Here is a 290-nt window from a genome sequence, read left to right as displayed (position 1 = left end):
CTTGTGACTAAAGCATGACACTTCGGCGAAGTAAAATGGGTCATAATATTATCCGTTTTTTGCAGCGACAGGATCGTTATCCCAAAGCTGGAAGGTTAAGTAGCTGCCCCAAGGTGATGCTTGTTTTGCAATGTCGGCTGCAATGCTTAAGTAAGATTTAGGGGTTTCAATAGGTTTACCCGATTGGTCACGTAACGCATGAAGACGATTTTTGATGACTAAATCAGAACTCAAAAAAACATCAGGGTCACTCAAACCTCGCATTTTCGCGTAAGCAACAGTCCATGGAC

General features: G+C 42.8%; 1 pseudogene. It reads right to left on the bottom strand.

Going from position 1 to position 290, the window contains the following annotated elements:
• Positions 1–48: 48 nt before the first annotated feature.
• Positions 49–290, bottom strand: a pseudogene (locus AAEY79_RS14465) (hypothetical protein); the annotation flags it as partial.

Source organism: Psychrobacter sp. GW64-MNA-CIBAN-0177 (assembly GCF_040309585.1).
Classification (GTDB): Bacteria; Pseudomonadota; Gammaproteobacteria; order Pseudomonadales; family Moraxellaceae; genus Psychrobacter; species Psychrobacter okhotskensis.
This window is presented reverse-complemented; position numbering and strand designations above follow the sequence as displayed.